At 55.5% G+C, this 25,857-nt stretch carries 25 protein-coding genes, 1 tRNA gene, 2 pseudogenes and 1 riboswitch; of the genes and pseudogenes, 11 read left to right on the top strand and 17 right to left on the bottom strand.

Features of this window, described 5'->3' with window-relative positions; genetic code table 11:
• The first annotated feature begins 151 nt into the window (after positions 1 to 151).
• On the top strand, positions 152 to 844 hold the full coding sequence (locus ACUIAG_RS04010) for a response regulator transcription factor (protein ID WP_198189268.1): 693 nt from the start codon (positions 152 to 154) through the stop codon (positions 842 to 844).
• 49 nt (positions 845 to 893) lie between these two features.
• Complete coding sequence (locus ACUIAG_RS04005) at positions 894 to 1,799, top strand: sensor histidine kinase (RefSeq protein ID WP_445340256.1); 906 nt, start codon at positions 894 to 896, stop codon at positions 1,797 to 1,799.
• 193 nt (positions 1,800 to 1,992) lie between these two features.
• Here ACUIAG_RS04005 and ACUIAG_RS04000 read toward each other — a convergent pair whose 3' ends face one another.
• From ACUIAG_RS04000 to ACUIAG_RS03965, 8 genes are all read right to left on the bottom strand, one after another.
• Complete coding sequence (locus tag ACUIAG_RS04000) at positions 1,993 to 3,042, bottom strand: NAD(P)-dependent alcohol dehydrogenase (RefSeq protein ID WP_045924663.1); 1,050 nt, start codon at positions 3,040 to 3,042, stop codon at positions 1,993 to 1,995.
• A gap of 258 nt (positions 3,043 to 3,300) precedes the next feature.
• On the bottom strand, positions 3,301 to 4,326 hold the full coding sequence (locus tag ACUIAG_RS03995; RefSeq protein WP_445340255.1) for a threonine aldolase family protein: 1,026 nt from the start codon (positions 4,324 to 4,326) through the stop codon (positions 3,301 to 3,303).
• An 81-nt stretch (positions 4,327 to 4,407) separates the two neighbouring features.
• The gene (locus tag ACUIAG_RS03990; RefSeq protein ID WP_445340254.1) at positions 4,408 to 5,817 is read right to left on the bottom strand and encodes an NAD(P)(+) transhydrogenase (Re/Si-specific) subunit beta; all 1,410 of its coding nucleotides are present in this window, start codon (positions 5,815 to 5,817) and stop codon (positions 4,408 to 4,410) included.
• The gene (locus tag ACUIAG_RS03985) at positions 5,814 to 6,182 is read right to left on the bottom strand and encodes an NAD(P) transhydrogenase subunit alpha (RefSeq protein WP_445340253.1); all 369 of its coding nucleotides are present in this window, start codon (positions 6,180 to 6,182) and stop codon (positions 5,814 to 5,816) included. The genes ACUIAG_RS03990 and ACUIAG_RS03985 overlap by 4 nt, the downstream gene beginning before the upstream one ends.
• A complete protein-coding gene (locus ACUIAG_RS03980; RefSeq protein ID WP_445340252.1) occupies positions 6,179 to 7,369 on the bottom strand; it encodes an NAD(P) transhydrogenase subunit alpha in 1,191 nt (396 codons plus the stop codon). Before ACUIAG_RS03980 ends, ACUIAG_RS03985 begins: the two co-directional genes overlap by 4 nt.
• A gap of 558 nt (positions 7,370 to 7,927) precedes the next feature.
• Positions 7,928 to 8,794 carry a hypothetical protein gene (locus ACUIAG_RS03975; RefSeq protein ID WP_445340251.1) on the bottom strand — a complete coding sequence of 289 codons (867 nt, stop codon included), beginning with the start codon at positions 8,792 to 8,794 and terminating at the stop codon, positions 7,928 to 7,930.
• A 299-nt stretch (positions 8,795 to 9,093) separates the two neighbouring features.
• Complete coding sequence (locus tag ACUIAG_RS03970) at positions 9,094 to 9,276, bottom strand: ACT domain-containing protein (protein ID WP_445340369.1); 183 nt, start codon at positions 9,274 to 9,276, stop codon at positions 9,094 to 9,096.
• Between the two features lie 12 nt (positions 9,277 to 9,288).
• Complete coding sequence (locus ACUIAG_RS03965; protein ID WP_445340250.1) at positions 9,289 to 9,732, bottom strand: CBU_0592 family membrane protein; 444 nt, start codon at positions 9,730 to 9,732, stop codon at positions 9,289 to 9,291.
• Positions 9,733 to 9,771: 39 nt separating this feature from the next.
• A riboswitch (guanidine-III (ykkC-III) riboswitch) is annotated at positions 9,772 to 9,832 on the bottom strand.
• 146 nt (positions 9,833 to 9,978) lie between these two features.
• Here ACUIAG_RS03965 and ACUIAG_RS03960 point away from each other — a divergent pair.
• Entirely contained in the window at positions 9,979 to 10,830 is an 852-nt protein-coding gene (locus ACUIAG_RS03960; protein ID WP_445340249.1) for an aldo/keto reductase, read from the top strand.
• A 94-nt stretch (positions 10,831 to 10,924) separates the two neighbouring features.
• On the opposite strand, the gene ACUIAG_RS03955 is transcribed toward ACUIAG_RS03960, so the two are convergent.
• From ACUIAG_RS03955 to ACUIAG_RS03945, 3 genes and pseudogenes are all read right to left on the bottom strand, one after another.
• Positions 10,925 to 11,293 carry an NAD(P)H-dependent oxidoreductase gene (locus tag ACUIAG_RS03955; RefSeq protein WP_445340368.1) on the bottom strand — a complete coding sequence of 123 codons (369 nt, stop codon included), beginning with the start codon at positions 11,291 to 11,293 and terminating at the stop codon, positions 10,925 to 10,927.
• A gap of 22 nt (positions 11,294 to 11,315) precedes the next feature.
• A pseudogene (locus ACUIAG_RS03950) lies at positions 11,316 to 11,405 on the bottom strand (hypothetical protein); the annotation flags it as partial.
• An 88-nt stretch (positions 11,406 to 11,493) separates the two neighbouring features.
• Positions 11,494 to 11,661: a carboxymuconolactone decarboxylase family protein gene (locus ACUIAG_RS03945; protein ID WP_445340248.1), complete on the bottom strand. Its 168-nt coding sequence runs from the start codon at positions 11,659 to 11,661 to the stop codon at positions 11,494 to 11,496.
• Positions 11,662 to 11,843: 182 nt separating this feature from the next.
• On the opposite strand from ACUIAG_RS03945, the pseudogene ACUIAG_RS03940 reads away from it, so the two are divergent.
• Positions 11,844 to 12,206, top strand: a pseudogene (locus ACUIAG_RS03940) (hypothetical protein); the annotation flags it as partial.
• A 75-nt stretch (positions 12,207 to 12,281) separates the two neighbouring features.
• A complete protein-coding gene (locus ACUIAG_RS03935) occupies positions 12,282 to 12,425 on the top strand; it encodes a hypothetical protein (RefSeq protein WP_445340413.1) in 144 nt (47 codons plus the stop codon).
• A 353-nt stretch (positions 12,426 to 12,778) separates the two neighbouring features.
• On the opposite strand, the gene ACUIAG_RS03930 is transcribed toward ACUIAG_RS03935, so the two are convergent.
• The 6 genes from ACUIAG_RS03930 to ACUIAG_RS03905 all read right to left on the bottom strand — a co-directional run bounded on the left by ACUIAG_RS03930 (position 12,779) and on the right by ACUIAG_RS03905 (position 19,624).
• Entirely contained in the window at positions 12,779 to 13,378 is a 600-nt protein-coding gene (locus tag ACUIAG_RS03930; protein WP_445340247.1) for a DUF1643 domain-containing protein, read from the bottom strand.
• Positions 13,379 to 15,815: 2,437 nt separating this feature from the next.
• A complete protein-coding gene (locus ACUIAG_RS03925) occupies positions 15,816 to 16,871 on the bottom strand; it encodes an SMEK domain-containing protein (RefSeq protein ID WP_445340246.1) in 1,056 nt (351 codons plus the stop codon).
• A gap of 554 nt (positions 16,872 to 17,425) precedes the next feature.
• Positions 17,426 to 17,501 (bottom strand) — tRNA-His (locus ACUIAG_RS03920).
• Positions 17,502 to 17,545: 44 nt separating this feature from the next.
• Entirely contained in the window at positions 17,546 to 18,079 is a 534-nt protein-coding gene (locus tag ACUIAG_RS03915; protein WP_445340245.1) for an ASCH domain-containing protein, read from the bottom strand.
• Positions 18,069 to 18,635, bottom strand: a complete 567-nt coding sequence (locus tag ACUIAG_RS03910) for a DNA-deoxyinosine glycosylase (RefSeq protein ID WP_445340244.1) — start codon at positions 18,633 to 18,635, stop codon at positions 18,069 to 18,071. Before ACUIAG_RS03910 ends, ACUIAG_RS03915 begins: the two co-directional genes overlap by 11 nt.
• Positions 18,632 to 19,624 carry a YwiC-like family protein gene (locus ACUIAG_RS03905; RefSeq protein ID WP_445340243.1) on the bottom strand — a complete coding sequence of 331 codons (993 nt, stop codon included), beginning with the start codon at positions 19,622 to 19,624 and terminating at the stop codon, positions 18,632 to 18,634. The genes ACUIAG_RS03910 and ACUIAG_RS03905 overlap by 4 nt, the downstream gene beginning before the upstream one ends.
• Before the next feature lie 118 nt (positions 19,625 to 19,742).
• Here ACUIAG_RS03905 and ACUIAG_RS03900 point away from each other — a divergent pair, with 118 nt between their 5' ends.
• The 6 genes from ACUIAG_RS03900 (at position 19,743) to efp (ending at position 25,850) form a co-directional block, all read left to right on the top strand.
• Positions 19,743 to 20,111, top strand: a complete 369-nt coding sequence (locus ACUIAG_RS03900) for a DUF488 domain-containing protein (RefSeq protein WP_313838065.1) — start codon at positions 19,743 to 19,745, stop codon at positions 20,109 to 20,111.
• A gap of 545 nt (positions 20,112 to 20,656) precedes the next feature.
• The gene (gene rpsL / locus ACUIAG_RS03895; protein ID WP_015022141.1) at positions 20,657 to 21,028 is read left to right on the top strand and encodes a 30S ribosomal protein S12; all 372 of its coding nucleotides are present in this window, start codon (positions 20,657 to 20,659) and stop codon (positions 21,026 to 21,028) included.
• Between the two features lie 3 nt (positions 21,029 to 21,031).
• Positions 21,032 to 21,502, top strand: coding sequence for a 30S ribosomal protein S7 (rpsG, locus tag ACUIAG_RS03890; RefSeq protein ID WP_015022140.1), 471 nt, complete (start codon positions 21,032 to 21,034; stop codon positions 21,500 to 21,502).
• A gap of 26 nt (positions 21,503 to 21,528) precedes the next feature.
• Positions 21,529 to 23,655 (top strand): elongation factor G, encoded by a 2,127-nt coding sequence (fusA, locus tag ACUIAG_RS03885; protein WP_045924656.1) that lies wholly within the window; start codon positions 21,529 to 21,531, stop codon positions 23,653 to 23,655.
• A 195-nt stretch (positions 23,656 to 23,850) separates the two neighbouring features.
• Positions 23,851 to 25,050: an elongation factor Tu gene (tuf, locus tag ACUIAG_RS03880; protein WP_101432623.1), complete on the top strand. Its 1,200-nt coding sequence runs from the start codon at positions 23,851 to 23,853 to the stop codon at positions 25,048 to 25,050.
• 236 nt (positions 25,051 to 25,286) lie between these two features.
• A complete protein-coding gene (efp, locus tag ACUIAG_RS03875) occupies positions 25,287 to 25,850 on the top strand; it encodes an elongation factor P (protein WP_045924655.1) in 564 nt (187 codons plus the stop codon).
• Positions 25,851 to 25,857: the final 7 nt, after the last annotated feature.

The following is a 25,857-nucleotide window of genomic DNA, read 5'->3' as shown; positions in this document are numbered from 1 at the left end:
CTTCCTCTGTGTCGCTACCTTCAAAATCTAAAAGGCCTTTCTTAAGTGCTTGGCCAAGAAATCATTAAGAATTGCATAAATCCGATTGGGCAAGACCGGCCTCCTTGGGTGGCTTCAGTAACATGAGAGTGACCTGCGAAAGGAAGAAAGCATGCCGACGATTCTGGTTGTGGAGGATCAGGAGGACATCCAGTCCCTGCTCAAGGATGTGCTGGGAGGGACCTACCGGATCATCCAGGCGACGACGGGCGCCCAGGCCTTGTCCTGCTTCCAGCAGGAGGAACCCGACCTGATCCTTCTGGATCTGATGCTCCCTGTAGTTACCGGGGACAGCGTCCTCAAGGCCATTCGGCATATGTCGTCGGTGCCGGTCATCATCCTCACGGCCATTCAGGATAAGACCAGAACCGTCAGCCTCCTGGAGCAGGGCGCCAATGATTATGTGACCAAGCCTTTCGACATCGACGAGCTCCGCGCTCGTGTCCAGGTCCAGCTGCGCCAATCCGGGGCACTGAAAGCCGATGCGGATGCAGAAGGTGAATCCGACTCCAAGATGTGTTTCGAAGGTATCGAGCTGGACCGGATGGAGCACACGGTCAGCGTTGATGGGCACCGGGTCGATCTGGCCCGCAAGGAATTCGCCATCCTTGAGCTCCTGATGGACCATCCGCATCGGGTTTTCGAAAAAGAGGACCTCTATAGGCAGGTTTGGAACCAGCCCTACATCAATGCCGAGAATACTCTCAATGTGCACCTGAGCACCCTGCGGACCAGCCTGAACAGGTGCGCCGGCAGCCAGCGCTACATCGTGTCGGTCTGGGGCATCGGCGTTCGCCTGGTCTGAATCGGGATGGAGGGAAGAACGATGGATAAGGGTCGTCGGAGGTGAATCCGTGAAAGTGGCCGCACTTGTTCTGGGTCTTGTCGCTCTAGCCCTGGCGATTGGTCTGGTACTGTTGATCGTCGATCTCAAACGGATCAGCGACGATCTGGATTTCATCAACCATGCGGACACCAATGCCCTGGTAACCACTGGATCCAATATCGAGCTTATCCGCACCCTGGCGGCCCGGATCAACGCCGTTCTGAACAAGACCAGACGGCTGCAGATCACTCAGGCCGAGCAGAACAAACAGGTCCGGCAGATGCTGACCAATCTGACCCATGACATCAAGACCCCGCTGACCGTGGCCAGAGGATATGCCCAGCTGCTCAAGGAGGGATCGGCTGATCAGGAGCAATTGAGCAAGATTCTCAACAACCTGCAGTCGGTGGATCGCTATTTGCATTACCTGATGGATTTCAATCTGATACAAGAAAAGAGCGTGAATCTGGATCTGGCCAAGGTGAACCTATCGGCACTGGTTCAGCAGGAGCTCTTCAATGCCTTCGATTCTTTGACTGCACGGTCAGTCACGGTGGAGCCCAGGATCCAAGCTGGTGTGGAAATCACGACGGATCAGATCATGATGAGTCGAATAATTCAGAACCTGATCGGTAACTGGCTCAAGTATGCGCAGGATTCAGCCTGGGTGGACCTATGCAAGAGTGAAGATGGGCGAATTCATCTGGACTTCGGCAACAAAACCAAGGGTGGAGCCGTCAATGTGGACAGGCTCATGGAACGGTTCCAGACCGATGACCAATCACGGACCAAGATCAGAAGCACAGGTCTGGGTCTGAGCATCGTCGACTCCCTGGTGGATTCGCTCGGCGGCTCCATGAGGCTGGAATCCGCCAATGGCATTTTCTTGGCCCACTTGTTGCTGAGCGATGCTCCCCAATCAAGCCAATCATAAACAATGCGGGTTTAAGGTCGCTTGTTAAGATGCTGTGGCCTGTCTCGGCCTTTATGACAAGGCCGAGACAGGCCACTGAGTGTATGTAGGCGGAGAAATGGTGTCAGCACATCAATCTGATTGTGTTTAAATCCGATCGTGCTTAAATCCAATCGATGGATGAGCCGCTTCTCCGCCTACGATCAAAGGAAAATCAGGCCTTGGTGTGGGGGACTATGACGGCCCTGGCTGAGAGCTTGTTGTCGACCAGCTTGTGGTAGGCATCCAGAGCGTTGTCCAGCGAGTAGGTTTCAATCTCGGTCTGGATCTGGCCGTGGCGATACATGTTGGCCACATCGTAGAGCTCAGGAATGGAGCCCCAGTACACGCCCAGCAGCTCCTGCTCCCAGGGCTTGGAGTACCAGTCGTATTCCGCCTTGCCGCCGGCGATGCCGACCACGGTCACCCGGGATCCCGGGCCGCCCGAGGCCTGTGCGGCAGCAATGGTCGGGGCCACACCCACGAAATCGAAGGCAGCATCCACGCCCTCCCCGTGGGTGATCTTCCTGATGTTCTCCACCTGGTGCTCGTCGCTCATAACGGGGATGGCACCCTTGGCCTCAGCCTTGGCCAGAGCCTCCGGCTTGGTGTCAGTGGCGATCACGGTAGCGCCGGTCAGCGCGTGCAGAATCTGAATGGCGATCTGGCCCAGCCCGCCCAGGCCAATGACCAGAGCGTACTTTCCGCCGCCGTTCAGGTGGGGCATGGCAGCCCGGATGGCGTGGTAGGGAGTCAGGGCAGCGTCAGCCAGGGGTGCAGCCGCGATTGGATCCGCATCGCCCAGGGGCACCAGGTTGCGGGCCGGGACGGTCATGTATTCGGCCATGCCGCCGTCGCGCCCCAGACCCAGGGCCAGCGACTTGTTGGTTGCGGCGCTGGAGCAGTAGTTTTCCTGGCCGGCTACGCAGTGAGGGCAGTGGCCGCATCCGGTGGGCCCGTAGACGATGTAGGCATCGCCCTTCTTGAAGCCCGTGACATCGGGTCCTACCTCTTCCACCCAGCCGGTGGTCTCATGTCCCAGAATGAACGGCGGCTTGGTGTGGCTGCCTGTTTCGGGGGTGTAGTCCTGGAAAACGGAGACATCGGAATGGCAGCAGCCTGCCCCGGCCACCTTGAGGAGAACCTCGCCGCTCCCGGGAGTCGGCTCTGGCACTTCCTTGAGGGTGGGGAAGGTGTTGAATTGCTCGAAAACAACGGCTTTCATAAGCTTCCTTTCATCGTTGAAACATTTCTGCCCTTGCGTTCAGGGCGGGAGTGTCTGCATCAGCATCGTTGCAATAAAAATTTTACTGAACGTCAGATTTGCACTCACCCGAAAGAGTGTGAGATGTCCAACAATGCAGGATTGGCCATGCCTATAGGTCGGGCCGAAAAGCCATATATATGCCCCCCCCCCTAAGGCGAACTGGGAGGGGAGGGGACAAAATGAGCTAAAGCTTGCCAGGATGAGTGTGAGCGGCTTTTACAGCAGACTGATCAGAGCCTGGGTGTCCTCAACGGTTGTCGCCCAGGAGGTGGCCAGCCGGATCACCGTGTGGGTGGCATCGCTGCGTTCCCAGAAGTCGAAGGCGACCTGCTTGGACAGCTTCTCCATGCGCTCGTTGTCCAGGCGGACGAAGGTCTGGTTGGTGGGGGAGTCCATGACAATCTGATACCCCTTCTCATGCAGGGCCTTCTTGATCATCGCTGCTGTCTGGATGGCGTTTCGGCTGATTCGCGAGTAGAGGCCGTCGGTAAAGAGGGCGTCGAACTGCACTCCCAGGAGTCTTCCCTTGGCCAGAAGGGCGCCTCTTCTTTTGATCATGGTGCTGAAATGCTCGGGAGCGTTCCCCCTGGGGAAGACCACCGCTTCCCCACAGAGTGCGCCGACCTTGGTCCCGCCGATGTAGAAAACGTCGCAGAGACGGGCTATGTCCGTCAGATCGACGTCGGTTCCGGGGGCCACCAGCCCGTACCCAAGCCTGGCCCCGTCCAGGTAGAGCGGAATCTTGTGTTCCCGACAGATTTGCGAAAGGTCTTCCAGCTCCTGGCGGGCATAGAGGGTTCCATACTCTGTGGGATGGGAGATGTAGACCATTCCGGGGAAGACCATCTGCTCATGGTTTGCGTCGGTGTAGAAGCCTTCCAAAAAGGCCTTAAGGTCCTCTGCACGAATCTTTCCCTGTTCGCCGGGGATGGTCAGAACCTTGTGGCCTACGGCTTCAATGGCGCCGGCCTCGTGGACGTTGACATGGCCCGTATCCGCAGCGACCACTCCCTGGTAAGGCTTCAGCAGGCAGGAGGTGACGACCTGGTTGGTTTGGGTCCCGCCGGCCAGGAAATAGACCTGAGCCTGGGGGCAGTCGCAGGCCTGAGCGATCTTCTGAGCGGCGGAGAAGCAGTACCGATCCTTGCCATAGCCGGGAAGATGCTCCATGTTGGTGTCGATCAGCCGCTGCAGGACTTCGGGGTGGGCGCCCTCGGAATAGTCGTTGACAAATGACAGCATGTGGGTCCTTCCTGTTAGACGATAATTGGCTCCGGACCAGCCAAGCCGATCCGGAGCCATAGCTGTGACTACAGCATATGCTCAGGCGATGAGCTCCTTGACGGATGCAATGATCGCCTGAAGGCTGACCTTGGCGTCGTTGAAGAGCATCTGCGTGTTCGGGTTGAAGTAGAGCTCGTTTTCGATGCCGGCGTACCCCTTGCCCCTGCCTCTCTTGAGGACGACAACGTGCTGGGCCTTGTCGACGTCCAGGATGGGCATACCGGAGACCGCGGTCCCCGGTCGGCGTGCAGCCGGGTTGGTCACGTCATTGGCGCCGACCACCAAGGCGACGTTGGCTGATGGGAACTGGGGATTGATGTCGTCGAGGTCGATCAATTCCTCATAGGGGACGTTGGCCTCGGCCAAGAGGACGTTCATATGTCCGGGCATGCGGCCGGCCACCGGATGGATGGCATAGGAGACCTCCACGCCGCGGCCCTTGAGCAGTTCGCCCAGGTCGGCCAGTTCGCGCTGGGCCTGGGCTTGCGCCAGACCGAAGCCGGGGACGAAGATAACCTTGTCCGCATAGACCAGCTGGACGGCCACATCGTCGGGCGTGGTCTCCTTCATGGTCCCTTGGGTGCTCGCGTCCTGGGCAGCATTGGTCGAGGAGCCGCCGAACCCGCCGGCCAGAACGCTCAGGAGCGGCCTGTTCATGGCCTGGGCCATCAGGACGGATAGAGTGGCACCTGCTGCGCCTACCAGAGCGCCTGCCACGATCAGAGCGACGTTGTCGATGGCCAGGCCATTCATGGCCACAGCTGTGCCGGTGCAGGCGTTCAAGACGGAGATGACCACGGGCATGTCGGCACCGCCAATGGGGATGACGAAGACCAGTCCATAGCCCAGGGCGAAGATGGCCGTGAGGATGGCCCATAGGGTTCGATTGCCGGGATTCAGGCAGAGCATGACCAGGCTGAGGACCGTCAACAGGGCGAAAAGCACATTCCAGACGGCCTTTGCTGGTAGCTTCAGGTTTTTGATCAGGCCGATGCCCTGGAGCTTGCCGGCAGCTATCAGAGAGCCGGTGAAGGTGATGGAACCGATGACCACACCCAGACCGGCGGTGATCAGCACTACCAGAGTCGGGGTGCCCTCGGAAGTCAATATGTCATTCAGGGCGACCAAGGCTGCAGCGCCGCCGCCGACCGTGTTGAAGACGGAAACCAGCTGAGGCATGTCCGTCATTTTGACCTTCCTGGCCGAGTAGACCCCCATTGCCGATCCGATCAGGATGCCGAGCACGAGCAGAATGATGGCCAGGGAGGAGTTGAAACCGGTGGCGAACAGATGGATGAAGGCCATAGCCACGGCGATGACCATGCCCGCTGCAGAGATCCTGTTGCCTGTACGTGCCGTCTTGGGGGAGTTCATGTAGTGCAGGCCCATGACGAACATGACCGAGGAAAGGAGATAGACGAACCAGGTAATGATATCGAGGGTATTCACTTGTTGGCTCCCTGGTTCTTAGCGGTCTCGGTCGTGAGGGACGAAGCCTGTTCGTCCTGGCTGGCCTTATCCTTTCCCTTGTCGGGTTTGGAGGACTTGAACATCTCCAGCATCCTGTCGGTCACCACGTAGCCGCCCACCACATTCATGGCGCCAAGGACGGCAGCCAGGAATATGAGTACATAGGAAAGCGGGGAATGGGCCTCCGCCGCGATAATGACTACTCCGACGATCACAATGCCATGAATGGAGTTGGCGCCCGACATGAGCGGCGTGTGAAGCGTGGCCGGAACCTTGCCGATCACCTCCACGCCGATCAGCAGGGCCAGAATGAAAAGCGTAATTGCTATGACCACAGAATTCATTGCTCTTGACCTTTCTCTTCGGCCTTTTCGTCACCTGGAGCATCCGCGCTTTCGCCCGTGCCGGAATCGGATGCATTAGATACAACCAGTGCTTGATCGATCTCGTCGTCCGCTTTGATGCTGAGCGCGCCATCACGAAGGAAATGCACCAGCACGTCCGCCACATTTCTGGACAGCAGGTTGGATGCCGTCATGGGTACGCCGCTGGCCAGGTATGGTGCCCCGATCATGATGACCCCCTTGTCGGTGGTCCTGGTTCCCACCTGTGATCCCTCGACGTTGCCGCCCAGGTCGCTGGCGGCGCAGTCCACGATCACTGCTCCGGGGTGCAGATTGGCCACACCCTTGGCGCTCAGGAGGCGGGGAGGCTTTCCGCCTGGAACCTTGGCCGTGGTGATGACCACATCGAAGCCTGCTGCTTTGGCATCCACCGCAGCCTGCTGCTGGGCCTGTTCCTGGTCGGTCAGCTGCCGTGCATAGCCGCCCTGGCCCTGTCCCTTGGAGAAGTCCAGCCCCAAATCGAGGAACTTGGCTCCCAAGGATTCCACCTCCTGCCTGGAAGCGGGCCTGACATCATAGGCAGTAACCACGGCTCCCAGACGTTTTGCGGTCCCGATGGCCTGCAGGCCTGCAATCCCCGCGCCCAGGACCAGGACCTTGGCTGGTCGGATGGTTCCTGCTGCAGTGGTCATCATGGGGAAGAAGGATCCATAGGCATCGGCAGCCACCAGAGCCGCCTTGTATCCCATGACCGAGTTCTGCGAGGTCATCTCATCCATGGACTGGGCCGAGCTGAGCTGGCGGGGGAGTCGTTCCATGGCGATTCCGGTAAGCCCGGCCGCTTCCAGGGATTTGATGTAGTCCCTGTCGCTCAAGGACCCCAGCATGCCGATGATCCATGTTCCGGCTGGAATCCTCTTCAGCAAGGAGCTTTCCGGTCTGTTGACGAAACCCAGGACTTCTGATTTGGATAGGACGGTATCCCTGTCGGTGACTGTGGCTCCCGTCCGCTGGTAGTCCTCATCCCGGAAGCCGGCTCGAGCCCCGGCCCCGGACTCCAATAGGCAGGTGATGCCTTGTCTGGTCAGCCGGGTCACGATGTCTGGCGTTAGGGCCACACGAGACTCTTCCTCGTTTGTCTCTTTGAGGACCCCGAAGGTTACGGGAGATTGTTCTGGTCCACTCATGTCTTTCCTTTTTCAAACACAGCTGTGTGTGAGCAATTGCACCATTGATTCTAGTTGCTGCACCCTGCTGTTGGGAGGTTAGTGCAGCCTGTATGTGCTTGCGCTGTATAAGTATCAGTCGAGAAGGGACCGAACTCAAGGTATTTTCCGAATGTGGACGAGAAATAGAAGGAGCATGAAGCTGTGCCCGCATAGTTGCACCCCCGCGATCTATGCAATGTCTGTAAAGTTGTAACGTCCGAAAATGGGCTCACGGTTTTGTTACCGAATTTTTGGGGGAGCCGGTCGGCGTAGCGCATGGCATCGTAGCCTCTGTCCATCCGACAGTTTCCAGCTATGACCAGCTACGGTATGTGGGTTGATCATGCAAGGGTGCCGCGCGTCTTCAAGAATGATACGCGGCACCCTGAGACGCAAAATCTCAGTGAGCACGAGACCTTGGCGAACAGAACAGCTAGGCGAGCTGATTTGTTCGTCTGCTGTGGCGGTCTCACATTGACGGTCAGCCTGCCCTTCTGGACTTGTGTGTCGTTTCTGATTGATGTGCGCTGTGGCGCCTTATTCATTTCCCTCGTGCTTGTCGTTTGCCGCGGAATCCTTGGGCTTGGACTGCAGGGGATTGTGATGGTAGATGAGGGCGAAGGCAGCCAGGGTCTCGATCATGCTGGCGATGATCCAGGTGATCACGATGGCGTTCTGGTGTTTGCCGACTGTTCCCATTCGGGTGAAGATGAAGACATCCATGATGAAGGACTGCAGCACCAGAAGGACCGTTGCTACGACTACCGTCCTGGTATGCCTGTCCGTCTCCGTTCCCTCTCCCTCCGGCTTGCCGGGAGACTTGAAGCTGGCATAGGAGAGGAGCCAGATGCCGATTCCGAATAAGACTGCGGCAAGAGGCAGGGAGAAGAAGATCGGCATGGTGCTCAAGCTGAGGCCCAGAGCTGCGACCAAGACTGCGGAGGCCAGGCCCAGATAGAAGGAGTCATGGTTTTTCGCCTTCCGCGGTTTGGGTAAGCTGGCAACACTTGGTTGAGATGGTTTGCCGACAGGCTTACTGGGTTGGCTTGGCTTGTCATCATGGAAGGAGTCATGCTCTCTGTCTGTGTGAGAGGCTTGCTCGCGGTCGGTGGCTATGGTCTGTTCCTGCTTATTTTCCTTTTCAGGCCTGCTATGATCAGCGTCCTTGTTGGATGAATCCCTGCCTTCCTTCTCGCCTGTTTGTTCAGGTGTAGGCTTCGGCTTGGGTGAATTTTCTACATGGTTATCTTTGCTGGCCTTGGGATTGTCCACCGGCTTTGGCATGTGGTTCTTGTCGTTCATGGTTGTTTGTTGGGAATCTTCACGTGTGTCGTCGCTGCGCGAGGAGTTGCCCTCGTGCCTGCCTTGGTTCTTATTCGCACGTTCGTTTCGATTGTTGCTCATCTGATCCTCCAGGCTTGTACTTCCCGTCACTTGTGGCAGGTCATCTGGCAGCCTGCCTATTTTCAGGAAGCAACCTCCGTTGAGGCCAGTTTATGTGTCATTTTCTCGTAAAAGCGGCATTGACTGGCACTAGGTCGGCATCATTTCGATATTGACCAAGTGCAGGTGAAGCACATAGAGTTAGACAAGAGATAGGGCCGGCAAAAGCGCAGGATTCGTTGCATTATATTCAACGACGAAGGGTTTTTGTTTATGCATTGGCAGCATCGGCGGTCACGATTGAAGTTGCTGTGGGTCGATCAGATGATTGTATATCCTGACTTGTCGAGGGCATCCAGGGCGGCAGGGAAGTCCTCGGCCTTGGTAAGGACATAATCCGTGTTGTAGGTCGAGACGGCGAAAATGCCTATGCCCTTGTTTGCCAGAATGGTGGCGATGGGCGCCAGGATGCCGATGAGTGAAAAGTCGAGAATGCCTTGGATGCGGAAGGCCCGTCAGCCGTCGCTGCGTTCCAGGGTCCGGCTGGGAACAATCTCGGTTGGACAGACTAATGAAGCTTCTTGGTCGGTTCGTCCTGTAAAAACAAAAGGTGAGTTCAGATCAATCTCTGTATAATCAGCAACTTTGCAGACAGTCAGTTCCGCTTCTATGGGTTGGATGCAGATACCCTGCCCTTGCCTTGTCGCTGAGCTGCAATTCTTGGTCGTGAATGAATCGCTTTTTAAATATGATCTGATGATGGCGTATAGCGCAACTAGGGCCCATACGCATTCAAGGGCAAAAAAGGCCCACCTCCAGTTAGCCAGAGCATCGACGGCCAGCAAACATGCGCCGATAAGGTTCAAAACAAGATTGACCCGGCTGCCGCTGGGCAGGCCTAGCAGCATCATCGAAGCAAAGGCCATGAGGAGCAGCAGAAATCCAATAAGCTGAGTCATTAGGAACAAACCAACCACATCCTTCCACGAGTGACCTGTTGAGCGTCGTCGTCGATCCGGGTACGGCGCGTCTCGTCGGGGGAAGGAATGCTTCCGAAAGATACTGTAGCATTACTGGCAGGGGTCGAAGGTCCGGTGTGCATCCCCATAAGCAGAGGATGAATATATAGCCAAAAGTGGTAGGCAATACTGTCTTCCTATGCTTTGTTAGATTGCAGGAGGGCATCACCAAGGAGACGATAGCGCATGGAAAAACTGCAGCTGAGCAATGGCTTCGAGCTTCCCATATTGGGATTCGGAGTCTACCAGATAGGTGATCTGGATGAATGCAGACGTAGTGTGGCATCGGCCCTCGATTGGGACTACCGCCTTATCGATACAGCTGCCTTCTACGGCAACGAGAGAGCAGTGGGGGATGCGCTGAGGGAATCTGCTATTCCTCGAGAGGAAGTGAGCCTTTCCTCAAAGGTCTGGATTCAGCAAAATGGTTACGAGGGGACGATGCAGTCCTTTGAAAAGACCCTGATCAACCTGCAGACGGACTACCTGGATCTGTACCTTATCCATATGCCTTATGGCGATTATCATGGGTCGTGGAGAGCTATGGAAGACCTGTATGACCAAGGCCGCGTTCGTGCCATCGGAGTCTGCAATTTCCTGCCTGACCGGCTAATTGATTTGATCCTTTCCAGCAGAATCGCGCCTATGGTCAATCAGATTGAGCTGCATCCCTTCACTCAGCAGACCGCACTTCGAAAGGTCATGGACGAGCAGGGGGTTGCACCCATGGCCTGGGCGCCTCTGACTAAAGGTCGTCGGGGAATTTTCGACAATCCTGTCCTCATGCGTATCGGCCAGCGCTACGGCAAGACACCGGCCCAGATAGTATTGCGCTGGCTGACCCAGCAGGGGATATGCGCCATCCCGAAATCCGCGCATGAGGAACGGATTCGCGAGAACCACAATATTGCAGATTTCAGTCTTGATGATGACGATATGCATGACATCAGAGCCATGGATACGGGAGGCCGCCTATTTCTTAATGTGGATACGCCTGAGGAGACCACACGTCTGCATGGGTTATCTTATACACAGTGACTGAGGTCCGCTGAGCTGATAAGACGAGGGCGCCCGCACTTTAAGATTCCTGTGTGGATGCCCTCGTCTTGATATTAGGGATTCTTGCTGAGGCTTATTGTGCCGGCCAGTCGCCTTGCAGACAGCTCAAGTAATCTTTGGCTGCCTTTTCCAGGCTCTGATCGCTCATACCTGAGCTAACGCCGGTCAGAATAAAGGGCTTCCGATAGACGGTTCCAATGAGATTGCTGGTAGCTTTGAACGGAGCCAGGAGCTCGTCCACCGTATAGCCGAATTCGCCCTCATGGTGATAGTTCTCTCCGGCAGAGCCGACCGAGACGGCGAGCATGAGTTCCTTGCCTTTCAGGGCATCGCCGTGGGTACCGTAGGCCCATCCGTAGGTAAGTACCAGGTCTTCCCACTCCTTGAGCAGCGGAGGACAAGCTGTACCAATACATGGGAGACTGCCATACCAGACGGTCAAAGCCTTTGACGAATGCTTGCTTACTAGGGATGTCGATCTGATTTGAGCGCAAGGCAGCATATTCGTCCCGGACCAGGATACCCTTATCCTCATGCCCCTTGGCTTCCCGCATCAGGCGGGCGTTGATCCGTGAGGCTTCCATATGGGGGTGGAAGACCAGGACTGCCGTCTTGGCGTTTTGCTTCATGCCTTATTCTCCTTCAGTCATCATTTTGCCAGATTTGCTTGGCGCGGTTGAAAGCCGACCAGGCCTTCGGCCAGCCTGCGTAGAAAACCAGATGGGTAATTTCGGCTGCTATCTCGTCCTTGGTGATGCCGTTCTTTTTCCCGATGTTCAGGTGAACGTCGAGCTGTTCTGTGCTACCCATGGCATTAATGTGGCTATGGTGATCATGCTTCTGTCGTGCGCGGACAGTGCTTGTTCGTCAGCCCAGACTTCGCCGAATAGCACATCGTCATTCAGAGTTGCGAACTGAGGCGCGAATTCGCCCAATTGCTCTCTTCCAACTGTTTGCTTTGTGGTCATGATGTTCCCTTCCTCGCTGACTATATGATCGCCCAAGATGCAGGCTCACTGCTGTCTTGGATGCGAACGGCAACAGTTTATGGCCCTCGAAACGGTATGTATAATGCCGATTACTTATATGTTGGTATTCGGTTTTTGCATGGGTCCATTGCCGAGCTTTCATCCGATTGGTTTCTTCTTGGCCCTGGCAGGTGTGTTGTCTGTTGTGACTATGGGTCGCCTTCTCTGCTGGCCGCAAGGCATTTTTTCGCATGCGCTCGCTTAGGCTGTCTTTTGAGTTATTGGGCGATAGGAGTTGAGCTCTTGAGAATCACTGGTTTGGACCATCTGGTCATCACGGTGCGGGATGTCGATGCGACCTGCGCGTTTTACCGTGATGTGCTGGCCATGAGATTGATCCCAAGGCGAATAGGCCTACGCCCGGCTCGGCTGACTTGTGTCTGCTTATGGAGGATTCGCTGGATGATGTGGTTGCCGCGTCATGAGCGTCATGTCGACTGTCTGGGTCCGGTCAATCAGACTGGTGCGCATGGGGCCATCACCTCGGTGTACGTCAGGGACCCCGATAGGAACCTGATCGAGCTTTCCAGATACGACCAGGACTGATATGGAGTACCAGCCATTTACTAATGCTTGTTCTAAGCGGGATGGTTGATAAAACGTTTTTATGAGGATATCAATCCCAACCCCTCAATTGCCCTCTCCCCCAGAAAGTAGTTCACTTCAATATGAACTTCACTGACCTGTGTGAGTTGTGTCAAGTTAGCAAAATTTGCACTTACTTCAAGAACTGATACAGCGTGGTAAATACATCGGATTTCAGAAAAACACTTCTTTGTTAGAACGATGAGATCATAATTTATTTGATATAGATATAAATAAACAGCAATAAGAGCCAGCGATAAAGCAAGGGGTGAGCCCCATGCTTATAGCAATGTTGAGAGTTTTGAGATCTATTGCTACATTATCCAAGGTTGTATCTTCAATTTATCCAAATCCTTTGGATTTCTTGGGTGAGGGTATCTGGGGTAACGTTGTTTACCTTTGTAAGTGACGCCTAAACAGTGAAGCCCTTCCTTGGGGAGGAGATACAAAACGCTTTCAATTCTTTTCCTGAATCCAGGCAAAAACTCTTCTCCTCCTGCTCCCCATGCGACGATTATGTTGTTTGGGTATTGCTGAACCACGTCTTGTATAATTATGTCGTTTTCAGGGCCTACTGCATCTATGTATGACTTTTCGAAAATTTTGTGTGAGTTGGAGTCAATAAAAGCATATAAATTGAGAATAACTATACCGTCATACGGTTTGTTATTATCATCTTTTTCCCCATGAATAAGTTTTATACAGGCATCTATTGCCGGATCGTCAACATACTCGTCACCCTTTGAAGGGTTCTGCATGATGAAGCATGCCAGATTTGGTTTTTCAACACCAGTTTTCCATTCCCTGGTTAGCAGGTAACGGTGGGTTCTTTTTTTAGGATTGGTATCGTTAAAAACAGCAGTCTGCCTCATATTTTCAGTAAGCGTAGGAAGTGAAGAGGTCAAATCTCTCATAATTCCTCCTTTTCAAATTTACAACTTGGCTGTTGCGTAAATATGTCATAGTGAATGAAAGAACTCTTTTATTTTAGTCTTTATTTTTAACTCGTAATCTTAGCTCTAAAGAGTAAGTTCTCATTTAACGAACTGTAAAGCAAGTCGGAAGTAAGGGTTTGATGTGAGGTGGTTAATGAGGTTCGTGCACGCGACCTTCTGGATCAGGATAAGAGGATGTTGGAGACTTGGCTTTGTGCCTGTAGATGTCTTCAGCAGCGTCAGCGTCTTGCTTGCTGGCTTCGTGACTCAACATACTATCATCGGATTTATGGAGAAATCCGGGCTCCGTAGAAAACACACCATATGTGTGGAAGGCTATGAACAGCCCCGGTGAAGCGATGCTAGAAATAAAAGGTCAAGGCTCACTAGTCGTTCAGATGCTGAAAGGTGCAATCAGCCTCCTACAATGTGAATTTGTCGGATTTACTTGTTGATTGGTCACGGTCGGTGGCTGGGATCATGTTGTGGGCCGGTCGATTTATGCGCCGTCTCGTTGTGCGTTTCGATGGGTTTTGCTTGGATAAATAGGCCTGGGTATGCTGCTGGTCAGTGGCAGCGTGAGGCTGCTGGCTCAGTGATAGTGTTCGGTTCTGGTCAAGGTGAATAGTACACGGTTGATTGAAGGGGACGTTTGCGAGGGCCGAAAGAATGTTGTCTTCTACTCACTGTACTTAGTGATGGTGCTCTTATTGTTGGTCAAGTGGTGAGTAGTAGCGCTACTCCCGTTCAGCAGATTGATAATTATGGGAGTTCATGTCATATTTTCCTGCCAAAAGGTCAGTATCAGATCATACTGCGTACAACAGGTGCCACGGAGATTTTGAGATGAGTGGTGGAGCTATTTACGTTTGTCTCAACGATCCGAGAATTAAGGGGAAGCTTTTACCAGTATGCATTCATGACCGATTGGCAGCTATTCATATAAAAGAGATAACAGTTATCGTGTGTGAATGTATAAGCGTATCTGTAATTAATGGCGTGGTTTACCTCATAGTGAGGTACTTGCAATAACAGGTAGTAAATAGAGTTGAAAGTTCAATGGCAAGCTTAACAGCAGTCCGATCGTACTTCGGCTATGGAGGAGGGGATGCGGGTGCTCAAGAAGGGTGAGCTGGCGGCGTTACATCATCGCTATGTGAAGCAGTCCAGCCCTGTGTCGATTGCGACTAAAGATGAAGCTAATTAAGTGCATGAAGCAATTATGCTATAGGTGGTAACGACACTGGCACTCACTTGTATCAGGAGCTCATGGACTCCCCGTCCAAGAATTGTTGTTTTTGTCACGTGCAACATCCTGATGAATGGTTATATGCCTTGAAGTGCGCGAACATGAACATCGGTAATCAACCTGTACGCCAGCTGCAAGTTGATAGCGTGCCGCTAGTAAATATCGCACGGGAGGTTACGCCACAGCCAGACGAAGCAAGCTCTGGGAGGGTGGTGATGCTCGCGGCTAGCGTGCAAGTGTTGTAAATCGGATGTGCTACTGGTGTAATCTCGCCAATATAGGTTACAGCCAATCTGGCCGGTTGAACTTCTATCCATTTGGCAATGATTGCGACTGTAGTTCGCTGGTGATCAGAAATCTGCATAAGATGCTAACTTCTACGCCAGTGACGCTACCCATACAGGTAACCTGAGCGCGAATCTGGCGGTTCATGGCTGGGTGCGTCTGCCTAATGATAGGAACTTCCCGCCGTGAGACATTTTGTTCAATGAAGCGGATCATGTTGGCCGTGTATGTCTGCAGGGGCCGTCTGGCTCAAACCTATGAGAGTGAGTAAGGCACAGCATACGGTAACTCTGGTGATCAAAACCGACGGGGGAACTAGCATCATTCAGTATTAGAACTTTTCGTGGAATTGCTGCTTGGGGTATGAATGAAACGAGAACACATCCGCAGCACAAGACTTATATGAGACGAAAGGCAACGACAGGCGCATTACGATAATGTGACTCAATCTCTTTATGATACGGTAGTGTTGGAAACAATTATTACCGCTCAAGCCACCGCTATCGAGATCCTAGCCAAAGCAGTAGGTATAACCCTGCTGACATTGAATCTACCGTGCAGAAGCCGTCAAAAACAAGATCGGCCAGCTACACATCATCGTCAACGAGGAAGGCAAACAATGAGCAGCACACCAACTGGCTCACCATCCATACCACCTGTAGCGTGGGAGTAAGAGCACTCCGACAACCCAGCATACTGGCTGCCGGATAAGTTCTCTCAAGCGATCAATTGGGCCGGACTAGCGTTACAGCCTGCACTGGCTGCCTTTGTTGATGCCGTCGGACCAGCTTGTGGGTGGCTACATGCGCGGTATCGTCATCTTCCTCAATAGTGGAGTGTGCTCATACCTGTGACCATGGTAGTAAGGCAAACCAAAACCAGCTACATAAGCAAGTCTGCAAAATCACAAGTTTCAAGAAACTTTGATATTGATTTTTGCGTAAAGAATTGCTGGAGATCGAAAAGTCCATTAGCTTCATCATCAGCTGACTCATGGAAGCCGAACGGAGTATCACCATCTCCTGCCTCGCCTTCGGGGTAGAAACTTGTGATTCCCGATTGCATGACAATTTGTCCGATTTTTCTCTGATGTTGCTGTGCCGTGTCATGATAAATCAATTCAGTCACTTTGTCCAAGGTCTTATATGTAAAATAAGGCGGACGAACGTCAAGTTGCCAGGCAGAAGGGCTGTCATTGCCGTGATCATATAAACAGGAAATAACTTGTCTGGTTTGTTCAGTCTGACCCCACCAGTAATTCTGAAAATTGTTTATATTATCAAGTGTTACTTCAAGTTGCGTATCATCCAGGGGATGATTGGGATTCTGACTGTTCAACTTAAATATTTTTTTAAACACTTCAGAATCTTTCGTTAGGGACATTGGTTTGTTTTCTTCTGCCATCCTCCAACTATTTGTTATCTGCGTTCTTATTGTATTGATACATCCATTTAAATAAAGTTCTACTTCAGATATCCTTTTGTCACAAGGTTTGGCATCTACTTCAATTTTACGGAATATATCAGCCTGTGAAAAAATTTTCAATTTAGTTTCATCGTATTTTCCTTGAAGATTAGAGAACTCTGATATAAATATGATGTATGTTGTGTATCCGTCACAGTCACCGCTTTGTTTCAGTTTTTCAATCTGCCTTTTTGTACTTGATATTTTTTCCTTTATATTTTTATTAGCAGTTATTTGAATAAGAATATGATTTTCGTCATCACGTAAGTCATAGCCTGGTTTGTTTATTGCTTTCTTATTTGCATTGTCAACTTCGATATTGAAAGCTAGACCGGCAATTTCCCGATAAAAAGTTTCACAGTTGTGAGTTATATCGCTGCGACCGTTCATCACTCCAATTTTTGCTGCAGCTCCGAGTGTCGCCATGTCTAACTGAATCAGTTGTAGTTGCGCAGTAAGGGGTAAATTATCCATGTTTATATAGTATGCACATCAATTACGATTGTGACTTAAAATGACAATGGACGCTATAGCAAGTCTCGAGTGGCGAGATAATTGTTGCACCCCATTCGGTTCTACGAGGTTAGCCTGAAGCGGAGACAGGTTAATTGCAGCCGCATCCTGCTAAACGCACCTGTATCTTGAATGATGACGATTCTGCTGATGCGTCCATGCGATACCGAGGTCTCTAAGACTACAGCGAGTCCTGTGAGCGCCGCCTGAGAGGCAAGAACCTCTCGGAGCGGCGCAAAACCGGATCATTGACCAGCTGCAAGGCTCCGCCTCCGCAACTGAGTCGGCGCCCGTAGTTGGACACGCAAAAGGCCGAGGCTAAGGCTGATACAGCTGTTATCCGCCTGGGTAGGGGAGGGTGCGAGAATGGGAATATCAGGCGTAAGCATCGTGACTTCACGTTACGCGCTTACTGTTTTGTCTCGTTGAAGCATGGGATAAACACATTTTAGTTTTGTGTGTTCGAATTAAAAAATGAAAAACTACTAAACTGTTGGGAGAGTAGAGGTTGGAGATGGGGTGGCTAACGCGGCTCGAACGCGCGACCTCCTGAACCACAATCAGGTGCTCTACCAACTGAGCTATAGCCACCATAGTGAATCGACCCGCATGGCGGATCAATGCAACAGATGAAACTATACACGATGGCATGACATGGCACGCCGGTGAAGTGTGACCCATATGGCAAAGGTTGTGCTCTGTCTTTGGGCTTTCAGTTCACGACCATGGCTTCTACATAAAACTCTCCAACACAACCAGGGTCTGGTTATCGACTTGGAGTCCGGATCATTCAGCACTCGTCGCACGCTCTTTGACGTCCAGAAGGACTTATGAGCCTCGCGCCAATTCATCCGCCTTTTATGGCGCCCTCCTTCATTCAGGGCATGCTGCCACGTGACCAAACCTGGTCGGGTTACCTCCAGTGAGGCATATCTAAGGACGGCAACTGGCTGGTCTTCTGAGTTCGCAAGAACTGTTCGTCGGTCGAAGCAGGGGAGTGGTTCCATGATCGTGGATGAACTTTGCTGCAGCCAGGCCGTAGCAGTTTTTTGCCCATCCAGAATTGCGGTTACCAGCCTATCGCGTTCTGTGCTAGGGAAGGTGAATTCATCCTTGGGAAGATTCGTAACATCTTGGGCTTTGACCGTCGGTATTTGTCTATTTGCCATAATCGTTCTGATTGTCTTGCCTATTAGGCTCTTCGCCGTCGAGCGCTTTTCTTATGGGTTGGTAGGCCTTGATCAGATCGGTCAGGCTCATAGCGGCGTTGGCGGGGCTGGTGGATGGCAGGTTGATCATCGGTCGGTACCTCTTCTCCTGCAGGTTCGGCAGGCAGTAGCGATGGTAGAGCTGACCGGCTTTGCGTCCTGTAGTGAATACGGTGCCGATAGGCGCACGGTCCAGCAAGCCGGCGATGTCGGTAGGAACGACATTGGTGATAGAAGCATCGGAGGCGCCGTGGATGTCGCATTCTTGGATGACATCCCATAGTGCTATGCGGTGATTGAGAGCGAACCGTGCGCGGACAGCCGGATCAGGCTCCGGAACAGGCTGGTCGAAGAGCGCGGCCAGCACGGGCCAGAAGCGGTTGCGCGGAAACATGTAGTAGAAGCCAGCCTCACGCGAGCTCGGGCTGGGAATGGATCCCAGGATCAGCACACGGGACCGGTCATTCCAGACAGGCCCGAACTCGTGAGTGACGTGTGAGGACGAACCTGCAGTCATGCGCCGAACAGGCTTGTCAGAGCCGCAGTCATCACGTCAGCCTGAGCGATCACCAGAATGAAGACGAGCAGGCTGGTTGCGCATTCAACAAGGCCCACATACAGAATGGGAATGCGGCGCCGACGGGCGATTGCAGGCAACAAGGCCGCACGCACCAGCAGAACTAGGGCGGTCAACAAAGGCCACCATCCTGCTGTGCGTACCATGGCAACCCCAATCAGGCAGAGGGCCAGGTTCCAGGCCAGGGAAAGCAGGTAGCACCAGGTCTTGCCGCGCTCGCGGATCATGGTCTTGACGAAGATGACCGAACCGAACTGGGTCACAGCGAAGACAGCTGCACTGACCACTCCGATCGATGGCAGGGCGGCGCTAGGGAAAAATCCGCTGGCGAAGCAGTCCACAGCAGGATTCGGTTGGCACCCGAAGTAACCGGTGTTTGCGCCTTCCAGTCCTGGTCCCGACTGCTGGAATCGCGACCCCAGGGAGACGGCGATCAGACAGAGCGTGCAGGCCGCAATCACGACCACGGCATCGTTCCACCAGGAGCGTTCCGTGCGCATCCAGGCGGCAGCGAAGTTCAGCACGCCCAGCACCAGGTAGAGCGGGGCCCATCGCAGGAGCCCGGGGGTGCCGATCAATAGGATCAGACCGGTCACGGCCGTGAGCAGAGCATATCCCAGAGCTGGCGGCGCGAATCTGGCAGCCCGATGCGAGACCATCCATCTCGAGCCAGTGAACTCAAAGCAGTAGCAGAAAGCCCAGGCGACCATGAGCAGCAGGCTCCTCCAGGTCGGGCCTCCGACCAGCAGCCCAGCCAAGCCCGGCATCAAGGCCATGGCCCAGCCGCCTATCTGGTCGGGTATCCATAGGCGCCGCCACTGCCGTCCCTTGGATCCTGGTCCGGTCGGTTTTGCCGAATTGCGGGCTTGAGGGCTTGATCTGCTGCCGTTTGATCCGGCCGCCTTGCCCTTGTCTGCGTCTGTAAGCATACTCATCAGCCTACGCCACGGTATGGCAGTCGCTGCCTCTTCCGTAATGCCGATTCCGTCAATATCATGGTTCAAGGAGACATGAATCACTCGGGTCCCTGGTTTCAGGAGGCAGATGATGGGTCAGGTGGATATCAAGCGCGTATACGAGCAGGCCGCTGACGAGGACGGGATCCGCGTCCTGGTCGACAGGCTCTGGCCACGCGGTGTCAGCAAGGAGCGGGCAGCCCTGTCCGGCTGGCTCAAAGACGTCGCTCCCAGTCCGGACCTGCGGCGCTGGTGGCACCATGATCCGGACCGTTTCGAGGATTTCGCCCGCCGCTACCGTACCGAGCTGGATGACAATCCCGCCTTGGGGGATCTGCTGAGCATTGTGCGCGAACACGATCGGACGACACTGGTCTATGCGGCCAAGGATCCGGCCGTCAACCATGCCCTGATCCTGCGCGACTACATTCGCCATGCTCTTGAGAAGGACAACAAGTAGACGGCCGGCCAGGCCACCCACAAATCCCAGGGCATCCCCGCACGCTGACGCTTACGTGACCGAACGCAGGCATTGATGTTCCGGCATCTCTATTTGCTGATACAGATATGCTATGTCTTTTCCGACACCTATATATTAGGAAGCTGTTATAGGCGGGCGCCCGTTCCTTTATTGGAATCTGTGAGCGGTGCATGCAAAAGCCAGACAAAGGTCTCTTGCAAGGGGCTTCCTATCGACGGTTCCAGCGCGGCATCACAGTGAGCAAAGCCCAGAGCATACTTCCGAGTGCTAGACGTGGCCGTGTCTGCCCCGGTGATATAATTTTCATCGTGTGTGCCGACAGCATGCCTTATGTTACAGGTGAGCTTGTCGGGATATCCCCCGAATCCGAAGAATGCAGGCAGCAATGCCCGGCAGGAGGATCAGGGGCCATCGGGCCGGTGGACAGTGGCTGATCTCTCCTCCTAGGAGCGACTGCGGCTGCGGTGCGGCGGTCTCGCAGTGCAAACGAAGACAAGTTCATCGAAGGAATCGGAGAGAGTCAGTTGCCAACAATTGAACAGCTCGTCCGCAAAGGGCGCAAGGCCAAGCCTCGCAAGTCGAAGACTTTGGCACTCAAGGGCAGCCCGCTGCGTCGCGGCGTGTGCACCCGTGTCTACACCACCACCCCCAAGAAGCCGAATTCGGCTCTGCGGAAGGTCGCCCGTGTCCGTCTGAGCTCCGGCATCGAGGTATCCGCCTACATCCCCGGCGAGGGCCACAACCTGCAGGAGCACTCCATCGTGCTGGTGCGCGGCGGACGTGTCAAGGATCTGCCCGGCGTGCGCTACCACATCGTGCGCGGTGCGCTGGATACCCAGGGAGTCAAGGATCGCAAGCAGGGCCGTTCCCTGTACGGAGCAAAGAAGGCCAAGTAACACATGTCACGCAAAGGACCAGCCAAAAAGCACCAGCTCCTGCCCGATCCCATCTACGGTTCCACCGTGGTGGCCCAGCTGATCAACAAGATCCTGCTGGACGGCAAGAAGTCCATCGCCGAGAACATCGTCTACACCGCTCTGGAGCAGGTCAAGGAGAAGACCGACCAGGAGCCTGTGGCCGTGCTCAAGCGCGCCCTGGACAACATTCGTCCCAGCCTGGAGGTCCGCAGCCGTCGTGTCGGCGGCGCCACCTACCAGGTTCCCGTCGAGGTCAAGCCGAACCGCGCCAATACGCTCTCGTTGCGGTGGCTGACCGATTACAGCCGCGCCCGTCGTGAGAAGACCATGTCGGAGCGGCTGGCCAACGAGATCCTTGATGCCTCCAACGGCCTGGGTGCCGCGGTCAAGCGCCGCGAGGACACCCACAAGATGGCCGAGGCCAACAAGGCGTTCGCCCACTATCGCTGGTAATCCCAAGAGAGCGAGAACAAGGAATTATGGCACAAGACGTGCTCACGGACCTGACCAAGGTCCGCAACATCGGCATCATGGCCCACATCGATGCCGGCAAGACAACGACGACCGAGCGTATCCTCTACTACACCGGCGTCAACTACAAGATCGGCGAGACCCACGACGGCGCCTCCACCATGGACTGGATGGACCAGGAGAAGGAACGTGGCATCACGATCACCTCCGCCGCCATCACGGCCTTCTGGAACCGCCAGTCCCACGATCCTGAGGACCGCTACCAGATCAACATCATCGACACCCCAGGCCACGTGGACTTCACCGCCGAGGTGGAGCGCTCCCTGCGTGTGCTCGATGGCGCTGTGGCGGTGTTCGACGGCAAGGAGGGCGTGGAGCCCCAGTCCGAGACCGTCTGGCGTCAGGCCGACAAGTACGGCGTGCCCCGCATCTGCTTCATCAACAAGATGGACAAGCTGGGCGCCGACTTCTACTACTCGGTGGACACCATCAAGGACAAGCTGGGCGTCAAGCCGCTGGTCATGCAGCTGCCCATCGGCGCTGAAAGCGACTTCCACGGCGTGGTCGACCTGGTGCGCATGGTGGCCTACTACTGGAAGGACGAGGCCGACCTGGGCGCCAAGTACGAGACCATCGACATCCCCGATGATCTCAAGGACAAGGCCGAGCAGTACCACACCGAGCTGCTCGAGGCCGTGGCCGAGTCGGACGAGGACCTGCTCGAGAAGTACCTGGGCGGCGAGGAGATCTCCCAGCAGGAGATCCGCACCGCTGTGCGCAAGATGACCATCGAGCAGTCGGCCTTCCCGGTCTTCTGCGGATCCGCCTTCAAGGACAAGGGCGTGCAGCCCATGCTGGATGCGGTTGTGGACTACCTGCCCAGCCCCGAGGATGTGCCGGCCATCAAGGGCTACAAGATCGGCGACGAGTCCGTCGAGATCGATCGCAAGCCCACCGTGGACGAGCCTTTCTCGGCTCTGGCCTTCAAGGTGGCCACCCACCCCTTCTACGGCAAGCTGATCTACGTGCGTGTCTACTCCGGCAAGGTGGCCCAGGGCGAAACCGTTCTGGACTCCACCAAGGACAAGAAGGAGCGCGTCGGCAAGCTCTTCCAGATGCACTCCAACAAGGAGAATCCGGTCGACGAGGCCATCGCCGGCAACATCTACGCCTTCGTCGGGCTCAAGAACGTCACCACTGGTGACACCCTGTGCGACGAGAAGGCGCCGCTGGTGCTGGAATCCATGACCTTCCCCGATCCTGTGATCGAGGTGGCCGTGGAGCCCAAGACCAAGGCCGACCAGGAGAAGATGGGCATCGCCCTGCAGAAGCTCTCCGAGGAGGATCCCACCTTCCAGGTCAAGACCGACGAGGAGTCCGGCCAGACCCTGATCTCCGGCATGGGCGAGCTCCAGCTGGACATCCTGGTGGACCGCATGCGCCGCGAGTTCCATGTGGAGTGCAACGTGGGCAAGCCCCAGGTCGCCTACCGCGAGACCATCCGCAAGCCCGTCATGAACCAGGAGTACACCCACAAGAAGCAGACCGGCGGTTCCGGCCAGTTCGCCAAGGTGCTCATGAACTTCGAGCCCCTGGACACTTCCGAGGGCGAGTCCTACATCTTCGAGAACAAGGTCACCGGCGGCCACATCACCAAGGAGTTCATCCCCTCGGTCGATGCTGGCGTGCAGGAGGCCATGGAGTCCGGCGTGCTGGCAGGCTTCCCGGTCGTGGGCGTCAAGGCGACCCTGACCGATGGTCAGATCCACGAGGTCGACTCTTCGGAGATGGCCTTCAAGATCGCCGGATCCATGTGCTTCAAGGAGGCCGCTCCCAAGGCCAAGCCCGTCATCCTCGAGCCCATCATGGCTGTCGAGGTCCGTACTCCCGAGGAGTACATGGGCGACGTCATGGGCGACATCAACTCCCGCCGTGGCTCCATCCAGTCCATGACCGACGCCACCGGCGTCAAGGTCATCGACGCCAAGGTGCCCCTGTCGGAGATGTTTGGCTACATCGGCGACCTCCGGTCCAAGACCCAGGGACGCGCCATGTTCACCATGCAGATGGACTCCTATGCTGAGGTCCCCAAGGCCGTCAGCGACGAGATCATCAAGGCCCAGCGGGGCGAGTAATGCCGGTCTGGTCCGCCGTCACGGCGGACCGCCGCCAACAGGCTCTTCTGTCACAAGTCGGCGTTACACTCTTGTAGCGCTGACTGGGCGGAGGGCAAAAGTGGCAAAGAACCCGATAACCCAGTAATATGTAGCGAGTGCTCTGTGCGTGGTTCGTGCAGGCAACCTACGAGACGTCCAGGAGGACAAAACACAATGGCAAAGGAAAAGTACGAGCGGAACAAGCCGCACGTTAACATTGGCACCATCGGCCACGTCGATCACGGCAAGACCACCCTGACCGCGGCCATCTCAAAGGTGCTGCATGAGGAGTACCCGGACGTCAACCCCGAGTACGATTTCGCTCAGATCGATGCTGCTCCTGAGGAGAAGGAGCGCGGCATCACCATCAACATCGCGCACATCGAGTATCAGACTGCCAAGCGCCATTACGCCCACGTGGACTGCCCTGGACACGCCGACTTCGTCAAGAACATGATCACCGGCGCTGCTCAGATGGATGGCGCCATCCTGGTGGTCGCCGCCACTGACGGCCCCATGGCCCAGACTCGCGAGCACGTGCTGCTGGCCCGCCAGGTCGGCGTGCCGAAGATCCTGGTCGCCCTGAACAAGTGCGACATGGTCGACGACGAAGAGCTGATCGAGCTGGTCGAGGAGGAAGTTCGCGATCTGCTGGACGAGAACGGCTTCGACCGCGATTGCCCCGTCATCCGCACCTCCGCCTATGGCGCTCTGCATGACGATGCCCCCGACCACGACAAGTGGGTCCAGACCATCAAGGACCTCATGGATGCCGTCGACGACTACATCCCCACTCCGGTTCATGACCTGGACAAGCCCTTCCTGATGCCCATTGAGGATGTCTTCACCATCTCCGGCCGCGGCACCGTGGTGACCGGCCGTGTCGAGCGCGGCAAGCTGCCCGTGAACACCAACGTGGAGATCGTCGGCCTGCGGGACACCCAGTCCACCACCGTCACCTCCATCGAGACCTTCCACAAGCAGATGGACGAAGCCGAGGCTGGAGACAACACCGGTCTGCTGCTGCGCGGCATCGGCCGTGAGGATGTCGAGCGCGGCCAGGTCGTGGCTGCTCCCGGCACCGTTACTCCTCACCACAAGTTCGAGGGCGAGGTCTACGTGCTGACCAAGGACGAGGGTGGACGCCACTCGCCGTTCTTCTCCAACTACCGTCCGCAGTTCTACTTCCGGACCACCGACGTCACCGGCGTCATCACCCTGCCCGAGGGCGTGGAGATGGTTCAGCCCGGCGATCACGCCACCTTCTCCGTCGAGCTGATCCAGCCCGTCGCCATGGAGGAGGGCCTGACCTTCGCTGTTCGTGAAGGCGGCCACACGGTTGGCTCAGGCCGAGTCACCAAGGTCATCGAGTAGGATTGCCTGTCGCTTACCGACACAATCCAATGACGGGGCCCGGAATCCTTCCTGTGATTCCGGGCTCCGCCCATATCCGGCCGGCCTCGCCGCTGGGCCAGCCGCGGTGTTCATGCGCCGTGGCATAATAGGCGAGGATTTATCGCGAGCGGGCCGGATCCTGTGTGGCCCGGTGCTTTCGGCAGATGGCCAGGAGCCCTCCGAAGGAACGTTCATCAGAATGAGGTGGTATCAAGGTGGCACAGACTTCCAACGACATCAAGAACGGATCGGTCATCAACCTGGACGGCAAGCTTTGGACCGTCATCAAGTTCCAGCACGTCAAGCCGGGCAAGGGGCCGGCCTTCGTGCGCACGACCATCAAGGACGTCCTCTCAGGCAAGATCGTGGACCGCACCTTCAACGCCGGCATGAAGATGGACTTCGAGACCGTCGACAACCGGACCATGCAGTACTCCTATCGGGACGGCGACTCCTTCGTCTTCATGGACATGAACACCTACGAACAGGTCAACATTCCCGAGACCCTGGTTGGCGATCAGGAACGCTTCCTGCTTGAGGGCACCGACTGCATCATCAGCTTCCATGATGGCAACCCCCTATCAGTGGAGCTGCCTGCATCAGTTGTGCTGACCGTAACTGCAACCGAACCGGGCGTCCAGGGCAACCGCTCCAACGCCGGCACGAAGCCTGCCACTGTGGAGACCGGGGCGGAGATCCAGGTGCCCCTCTTCGTGGGCGAGGGCGAGAAGGTCAAGGTGGACACCCGCGACGGCTCCTACCTGGGCCGCGAGAACTGAGCAAGGC

The sequence above is a fragment of the Bifidobacterium sp. ESL0825 genome (assembly GCF_052606465.1).
This window is presented reverse-complemented; position numbering and strand designations above follow the sequence as displayed.

Excerpts from the sequence above, each read along its gene's own strand:
- ACUIAG_RS03930 (WP_445340247.1), bottom strand. The coding sequence starts at position 13,378 with ATGAGAGATTTGACCTCTTCACTTCCTACGCTTACTGAAAATATGAGG.
- ACUIAG_RS03960 (WP_445340249.1), top strand. The coding sequence starts at position 9,979 with ATGGAAAAACTGCAGCTGAGCAATGGCTTCGAGCTTCCCATATTGGGA.
- fusA (WP_045924656.1), top strand. The coding sequence starts at position 21,529 with ATGGCACAAGACGTGCTCACGGACCTGACCAAGGTCCGCAACATCGGC.
- ACUIAG_RS03945 (WP_445340248.1), bottom strand. The coding sequence starts at position 11,661 with ATGGGTAGCACAGAACAGCTCGACGTTCACCTGAACATCGGGAAAAAG.
- ACUIAG_RS03900 (WP_313838065.1), top strand. The coding sequence starts at position 19,743 with ATGGGTCAGGTGGATATCAAGCGCGTATACGAGCAGGCCGCTGACGAG.
- ACUIAG_RS03995 (WP_445340255.1), bottom strand. The coding sequence starts at position 4,326 with ATGCTGTCATTTGTCAACGACTATTCCGAGGGCGCCCACCCCGAAGTC.
- ACUIAG_RS03980 (WP_445340252.1), bottom strand. The coding sequence starts at position 7,369 with ATGAGTGGACCAGAACAATCTCCCGTAACCTTCGGGGTCCTCAAAGAG.
- ACUIAG_RS03925 (WP_445340246.1), bottom strand. The coding sequence starts at position 16,871 with ATGGATAATTTACCCCTTACTGCGCAACTACAACTGATTCAGTTAGAC.
- ACUIAG_RS03935 (WP_445340413.1), top strand. The coding sequence starts at position 12,282 with ATGATGTGGTTGCCGCGTCATGAGCGTCATGTCGACTGTCTGGGTCCG.
- ACUIAG_RS03905 (WP_445340243.1), bottom strand. The coding sequence starts at position 19,624 with ATGCTTACAGACGCAGACAAGGGCAAGGCGGCCGGATCAAACGGCAGC.
- ACUIAG_RS03910 (WP_445340244.1), bottom strand. The coding sequence starts at position 18,635 with ATGACTGCAGGTTCGTCCTCACACGTCACTCACGAGTTCGGGCCTGTC.
- ACUIAG_RS03915 (WP_445340245.1), bottom strand. The coding sequence starts at position 18,079 with ATGGCAAATAGACAAATACCGACGGTCAAAGCCCAAGATGTTACGAAT.
- ACUIAG_RS03985 (WP_445340253.1), bottom strand. The coding sequence starts at position 6,182 with ATGAATTCTGTGGTCATAGCAATTACGCTTTTCATTCTGGCCCTGCTG.
- ACUIAG_RS04010 (WP_198189268.1), top strand. The coding sequence starts at position 152 with ATGCCGACGATTCTGGTTGTGGAGGATCAGGAGGACATCCAGTCCCTG.
- ACUIAG_RS03975 (WP_445340251.1), bottom strand. The coding sequence starts at position 8,794 with ATGAGCAACAATCGAAACGAACGTGCGAATAAGAACCAAGGCAGGCAC.
- tuf (WP_101432623.1), top strand. The coding sequence starts at position 23,851 with ATGGCAAAGGAAAAGTACGAGCGGAACAAGCCGCACGTTAACATTGGC.
- rpsG (WP_015022140.1), top strand. The coding sequence starts at position 21,032 with ATGTCACGCAAAGGACCAGCCAAAAAGCACCAGCTCCTGCCCGATCCC.
- ACUIAG_RS04000 (WP_045924663.1), bottom strand. The coding sequence starts at position 3,042 with ATGAAAGCCGTTGTTTTCGAGCAATTCAACACCTTCCCCACCCTCAAG.
- ACUIAG_RS03965 (WP_445340250.1), bottom strand. The coding sequence starts at position 9,732 with ATGACTCAGCTTATTGGATTTCTGCTGCTCCTCATGGCCTTTGCTTCG.